The sequence below is a fragment of the Bradyrhizobium sp. LMTR 3 genome (assembly GCF_001693485.1).
In the GTDB taxonomy this organism is placed as follows: Bacteria; Pseudomonadota; Alphaproteobacteria; order Rhizobiales; family Xanthobacteraceae; genus Bradyrhizobium.
Window position 1 is genome coordinate 185,957 of the sequence record NZ_MAXC01000003.1, and the last position, 6,544, is coordinate 192,500.

The window sequence follows — 6,544 nt, forward strand, 5'->3', positions numbered from 1 at the left end:
CGCTCCATATGGTTGGTTCTGTTTTTGACGCGGCGGCGCCGATCTGCTGTCACATCGGCGCGCTTTCGTTCGTCATCACCATGACGGAACGCGACATGGGAATGTGACCGATGGACGAGAAAAAGTTTCTGGCTGAGAAATTCGAGGCCAACCGGCCCCATCTGAGGGCGGTGGCCTACCGTATGCTGGGTTCGACGAGCGAGGTCGATGATGCCGTGCAGGAAACCTGGCTGCGGCTGAGCCGTTCCGATACCAGCGCGGTCGAAAACCTCGGGGGTTGGCTGACCACGGTCGTCGCCCGCGTCTGCCTCGACATGCTACGCTCGCGCAAATCGCGGCGCGAGGAACCAATGGGTCCCCACGTGCCGGAACCTGTCGCCGATGACCAGCATGGGCGGGACGCAGAGATGGCCGACTCCGTCGGCGCGGCGCTGCTGGTGGTGCTGGAAACGCTCGCGCCTGCGGAGCGGCTTGCCTTCGTGCTGCACGACATGTTCGCGGTGCCGTTCGAGGAGATCGCGCCCATCGTCGGCCGCACGCCTGCCGCGGCACGGCAACTGGCCAGCCGCGCCCGCCGCCGGGTGCAGGGCACGCCGCCGCCGGATCCCGACTTCGGCCGACAGAAAAACATCGTCGAGGCCTTCATCAAGGCTTCCCGCGAGGGCGACTTCGAGGGGCTGCTCGCGGTGCTCGATCCCGACGTGGTGTTCCGCGCCGATTCCGCCGCGCAGCGACTGGGCTCGCTCGTGGAAATCCGTGGCGCTAAAGCGGTCGCCGAAGCCTTCAAGGGACGCGCGCAAGCCGCCAGGCCGGCGCTGGTCGACGGTGCATTGGCGCTCGCCGTCATTCTCGGCGGCCAACTGCGCATCGTGGTGCGGCTGACGATCAGTGGCGACAGGATATCGGCGGTGGAAGCGGTGGCCGATGCCGAGCGGATTGGCCAGTTCGACGTAAGCCTGCTCACATGAGCGACGTCATCTTTGTTGCGGAGAACACGATCGCCTGAACCGGCATCCGGCCGGGATCGCCGAATTCGCGGCGCAACGCCTGTGCCAGCGCGTTGACGATCTGGTCCGGGTCAACGCCGCCGCGCGCCCGGACCTGATCGATCAGCGGATTACCATGGACGGCTGCCCGCGCGAAGCTCGCGACGTCAGGGAGTTCTCTTACCTGCCTGATCACGGCAATGCCGACGTCGCCGAAGCCAGCCGTGATCAGCATCTCCTTGATCGGGTCGATCTGGTGGCAGGAGAACGGCACTTTGTAAAACTGCGGTGGGTCGGTCGCGAAGAAACCGCCCGCCACTTCGTGCGCGATCCGGCCGAACGGATTGTAGCGGTGAGAGTCCCAAACGCTGAGCACGTAGCGGCCGCCGGGCGCGAGCACACGATAAGCCTCGGAGAAGGATTCTGCCTGGTCCGGAAAGAACATTAGGCCGAACTGACAAGCGATCGCATCGAAGCTTGCATCGGCGAAGGGGAGCGCCACCGCATCGGCAGGCTGGAAGGCGACCTGCTCGCCGGACTGAAACTTGGCGCGGGCAATATCGAGCATCGGCGGATTGAAATCCGTCGCCGTCAGTTGGGTATCGGCCGGCAACGCATCGCGTAACTTGCGCGTAACAATGCCGGTGCCCGCCGCCGTCTCCAGGACCCGCGCCGGGCAGCCAGCCGCGACGCGTTGCGCCATGTCGGCGGCATATTCGACGAAAATTACCGGTCCGAGGCCCTGATCGTAATAGTGCGGGATGCTGCCGGTGAAACTCGCGGCGTTGTTGTTCATGACCATCCTCCGATCACGCGCCCCATCGAAGTATAGCCTGCCGGGCATGCGGCAACTGTGTGTCTCCCCACAAGCCCTTGACGGAGCCACGGCCGGTCGCTAATTTTGAATTCGGAATTCCGTATTCCAAATGGAACGGCCGGCATGATCCCACTGGATCCACTCCCCAACCTGATCGACCAGGTCTATGCCCGGATCCTCGAGGCGATCACCGATCGTTCGTTGCCGCCCGGGCATCGCATCCGGCAGAACGAGCTTGCAGAAAAGCTCGGCGTATCGCGCCAGCCGGTGTCCCATGCGCTGCATCTGCTGCATCGGCAAGGGCTCGTCGCCGAGAGCGGCCGCCGCGGATTTGAAGTCACCCGGCTCGATCCCGAACGCATTCGCCAGCTCTATGAAGTCCGAGGCGCGATCGACGCGTTGGCGGCAAAGCTCGCGGCTGGGCGGGCGAGAGCCGATGCTTCCGGGCGCGTGCAGCTCGAGGCGGCGCTGCAGGCCGGGCGGAGCATCGGCAAAGACACGCCGCTTTCGCGGCTGATCGCCCTCGACGTTGATTTTCACAGCGCCATCTATCGCCTCGCGGGCAATCCGGCGATCGAGGAAATGATCGCGCCGCAATGGCCGCATATGCGCCGCTCGATGGCGACGGTGCTGGCGGAGCTCGATTACCGCGAACGCGCTTGGGAAGAGCATGAGACCATTGGCTCGGAGATTCTCGCGGGCAACGCCAAGGCAGCCGAAGCCGCGGCGCTCGCGCATGCGCAGACGGCAGGACGAATGACCGAGGAGCGACTGAGGACGACTGATAGGGCCGCGTAGTGCAAGTCCTCATCCTGAGGAGCCGCGCAGCGGCGTCTCGAAGGATGGCCGCGGACAAGACTGGGGCCTCATGGTTCGAGACGCGCGAAGACGCGCTCCTCACCATGAGGCGAGAGAAAAATAATCAAACAGGAGGAAACACCATGAAACTGACGCCACAGCAGATCGAATTCTTCAACCGTGAAGGCTGGCTGTTTCTGCCGGAGCTCTTCAGCCCGGAGGAAGTGGATTATCTCGCCCGCGAGGCCGTCAGCATCTACGACGCCAACCGACCCGAGGTATGGCGCGAGAAGAGCGGCGCGCCGCGCACCGCCTTTGCTGCGCATCTCTATAACGAGGCGTTCGGCGCTCTCGGCGCGCATCCACGCATGATCGAGCCGATCGAGCAGATCTTCGGCGAGAAGGTCTACATGCATCAATTCAAGATCAACGCCAAAGCCGCCTTCACCGGTGATGTCTGGCAGTGGCATCAGGATTACGGCACCTGGAAGCGCGACGACGGCATGCCGGAGCCGCGCGCGATGAACATCGCGATCTTCCTGGACGAGGTGATGCCGATCAACGGCCCGTTGATGCTGGTGCCGAAGAGCCAGCACGCCGGCGACCTCAAGGCCTCGCATGACCTGGAAACGACGTCCTATCCGCTGTGGACCCTGGATGAGGAGACTGTCACCCGGCTGGTGAAGGAAGGCGGCATCGTCGCGCCCACCGGCAAGGCCGGCGGCATGCTGATGTTCCACGGCAATCTGGTGCACGGATCAAGCGGCAACATCACGCCCTACCCGCGCAAGATCGTCTACCTGACGCTGAATGCGGTCTCGAACTACATCCGCACCCCCACGCGGCCCGACTACATCGCGCATCGCGACTTCACGCCGATCCAGACGGTGGAGGACGATGCGCTGCTGCGGCTCGCGCGTGCACATCGGCAAGCCGCGGAGTAAGGCTCTCGTGCCCCGGACGCAGCGCAGCGCGAAGCGGTGCGCTGCAGAGCCGGGGCCCACTCCCGCTGTACCTCCTTCAGCGGTCCCGGCTCTGCGAAGCAGCACTGCGTGCTGCACCGCGTCCGGGACATGACAGCTCGGATCACCTCCCATGAACCTTCACCACCTTCTCAACGCCCGCCTGGCGGCCGGCAAGCCAGTTCGCGTCGCGCTGATCGGTGCCGGAAAATTCGGCTCGATGTTCTTGTCGCAGGTGCCGCATACGCCGGGACTCGAAGTGCCCGCCATCATCGACATCGATCGCGATCGCGCCCGCGAAGCCTGCCGCACCGTCGGCTGGGATCAGGCGCGGATCGCGCGAACGGTCTTCACCGACGACGGCGCGCGCGCGATCGCCGACAGCGCAGTGGACGTCGTGGTGGAAGCTACCGGTAACCCGGCCGTCGGCATTAGGCATGCCCGCGCGGCCATTGCGGCGGGCAAGCATGTCGTGATGGTCAATGTCGAGGCCGACGTGCTGGCCGGGCCGCTACTGGCGCAGGAAGCGCGCAAGGCTGGCGTGGTCTATTCGCTGGCCTATGGCGACCAGCCGGCGCTGACGGCGGAAATGGTGGACTGGGCGCGCGCGACGGGCTTTCGCGTCGTCGCCGCCGGCAAGGGCACCAAATACCTCCCCGCCTATCATGACGTGACGCCGGACGGCGTCTGGCAGCATTACGGACTGACGGCGGGCGAAGCACAATCGGCTGGCATGAACCCGCAGATGTTCAACTCGTTCCTGGACGGCACCAAGTCCGCGATCGAAATGGCGGCGATCGCCAACGCAACCGGACTGGACGTGCCGTCGAATGGTTTGCTGTTTCCGCCCTGTGGCGTCGACGATCTACCGCATGTGATGCGGCCACGTGAGGCGGGCGGCGTGCTGGAGAAGGCCGGCCTTGCGGAAGTCGTCTCTTCACTGGAGCGCGACGGCCGTCCTGTATTCCGGGATCTGCGCTGGGGCGTCTATGTCGTGCTGCAAGCGCCGAACGATTACGCCGCCGATTGCTTCAGGCAATATGGGCTGAAGACCGACGCATCGGGCCGATATGCGGCGATGTACAAGCCGTATCATCTGATCGGACTTGAGCTGAATATCTCGATCCTCTCGGCCGCGCTACGCAACGAGCCGACTGGTCACCCGCATGATTTTCGCGGCGACGTCGCGGCGGTAGCAAAACGCGATCTGCGCGCCGGCGAAATGCTGGACGGCGAAGGCGGCTATACCGTGTGGGGCAAGCTGATGCCGGCATCGAAAAGCCTCGCCGCCGGCGCGCTGCCGATCGGACTTGCTCATCGCGTCAAGCTGAAGAACGACGTCGCCCACGGCGAGGTGGTGTGCTGGAGCGATGTCGAGGTCGATGAAAACAGCGACGCCATCAAGACACGCAGGGCGATGGAAGCGGCATTCTCCACGAGACGATGATCGCGCGGCGGTGTCGGAAACAAGCTGCAGCCGGAAATTCCACTGCGCTGCGCATGCACGTTCAGGTCAAATGATGGACGCTGTCTTGCGCTGTCTTGGGCGCACGGCGGAATTACCGCAATGCGGCATGTACGATTAACCAGCTCTGCATTGAGACGCTCAATAATCAGGCAGCCAATAATCAGGCAGCTCTTCGCACTTGCGGCGAAACCAGAACGCTTGATTATCAATCACCAATTCGTCATCCTGCCTTCAGGTCCATAAAGCCGGGAAAATTGATTGCATCACCAAGAGCCTAGGTTTCAGGGCCCACATTCCTAAACAACAGTCCGGCACCGCCCATCGGAAAACCAGAGAAGACGACGTCAGATCGTTGTCCCTTGGTCGGTCTCGACGATAACAGAGGGAGACAAAATGAAACGTCGTGATTTCTTGAAGGTGGGCGGCGCAGGTCTTGCCGCGAGTGCGGTTGCCGCGCCAGCGATTGCGCAGTCCAACCCGGAGATAAAGTGGCGCTACACGGCAAGCTGGCCGAAAGCACTCGATACGCTGTACGGCGGCTGTGAATATTTCGCCAAGCGCGTTGCAGAAATCACCGACAACAAATTCCAAATTCAGGCGTTCGCGGCCGGCGAAATCGTGCCCGGTCTGCAGGTGCTCGACGCCGTCTCGAACGGCACCGTCGAGATGGGCAACACCGCGCTTTACTACTATTGGGGCAAGAACCCGGCCTTCACCTTCGGCACGTCGCTGCCGTTCGGCCTCAACACGCGCTCGCATATTTCCTGGCTGCGCTTCGGCGGCGGCATGGACATGCTCAACGACCTCTTGAAGGAGTATGGCTGCATCGGCCAGCCGACAGGCTCTACCGGCGCGCAGATGGGTGGCTGGTTCCGGAAAGAGATCAAGTCGATGGATGACTTCCGCGGCCTCAAATTCCGCGTCGGCGGTTTCGCCGGCACGATCATCGCCAAGGTCGGCGGCGTGCCGCAGCAGATCGCGGGCGGCGACATCTATCCGGCGCTGGAAAAGGGCACCATCGATGCGGCCGAGTGGGTCGGCCCCTACGACGACGAGAAACTCGGCTTCGTGAAGGTCGCAAAGTACTACTATTATCCGGGTTGGTGGGAAGGCACCGGCCAGGGCCACAACATCATGAACCTCGAAAAATTCAACGCGCTGCCGAAGCATTACCAGGCTGCGATCGAGACCGCGTCCTACGATACGTTCACCTGGGTCACCGGCAAATACGACTACGTCAATCCGCCGGCGCTGAAGCGGCTGTTGGCTGCGGGTGCGATCCTCAGACCGTTCCCGCAGGAAGTGCTCGAAGCCTGCTACAATGCCGCCAACGGCATCTACGCGGATCTCGCCAAGAACAACCCGCACTTCAACAAGATGTATACGAGCCTGTCGGCGTTCCGTAACGAGTCGCTGGCATGGAATCAGGTGGCTGAGCTGAGCTACGACAGCTTCATGATGCGGATGCGCACACGCACCTGAGGCGCACAGCCGCTGACAAAAAAGCCCCGGA

At 63.2% G+C, this 6,544-nt stretch carries 6 protein-coding genes; 5 read left to right on the forward strand and 1 reads right to left on the reverse strand.

Features of this window, described 5'->3' with window-relative positions; translation table 11 throughout:
* Nucleotides 1–110: 110 nt before the first annotated feature.
* Nucleotides 111–968 (forward strand): sigma-70 family RNA polymerase sigma factor, encoded by an 858-nt coding sequence (locus LMTR3_RS04020; protein WP_065743792.1) that lies wholly within the window; start codon nucleotides 111–113, stop codon nucleotides 966–968.
* Here LMTR3_RS04020 and LMTR3_RS04025 read toward each other — a convergent pair.
* Entirely contained in the window at nucleotides 961–1,782 is an 822-nt protein-coding gene (locus LMTR3_RS04025) for a class I SAM-dependent methyltransferase (protein ID WP_065743848.1), read from the reverse strand. The genes LMTR3_RS04020 and LMTR3_RS04025 overlap by 8 nt on opposite strands.
* Nucleotides 1,783–1,926: 144 nt before the next feature.
* Between LMTR3_RS04025 and LMTR3_RS04030 the strand changes: the two genes are divergently transcribed.
* From LMTR3_RS04030 to LMTR3_RS04045, 4 genes are all read left to right on the forward strand, one after another.
* Nucleotides 1,927–2,601, forward strand: coding sequence for a GntR family transcriptional regulator (locus LMTR3_RS04030; protein ID WP_065743793.1), 675 nt, complete (start codon nucleotides 1,927–1,929; stop codon nucleotides 2,599–2,601).
* A gap of 143 nt (nucleotides 2,602–2,744) precedes the next feature.
* Complete coding sequence (locus LMTR3_RS04035; protein ID WP_065743794.1) at nucleotides 2,745–3,545, forward strand: phytanoyl-CoA dioxygenase family protein; 801 nt, start codon at nucleotides 2,745–2,747, stop codon at nucleotides 3,543–3,545.
* Between the two features lie 151 nt (nucleotides 3,546–3,696).
* Nucleotides 3,697–5,010: an NAD(P)H-dependent oxidoreductase gene (locus LMTR3_RS04040; RefSeq protein ID WP_065743795.1), complete on the forward strand. Its 1,314-nt coding sequence runs from the start codon at nucleotides 3,697–3,699 to the stop codon at nucleotides 5,008–5,010.
* A 414-nt stretch (nucleotides 5,011–5,424) separates the two neighbouring features.
* Nucleotides 5,425–6,513 carry a TRAP transporter substrate-binding protein gene (locus tag LMTR3_RS04045; RefSeq protein WP_028348223.1) on the forward strand — a complete coding sequence of 363 codons (1,089 nt, stop codon included), beginning with the start codon at nucleotides 5,425–5,427 and terminating at the stop codon, nucleotides 6,511–6,513.
* Nucleotides 6,514–6,544: the final 31 nt, after the last annotated feature.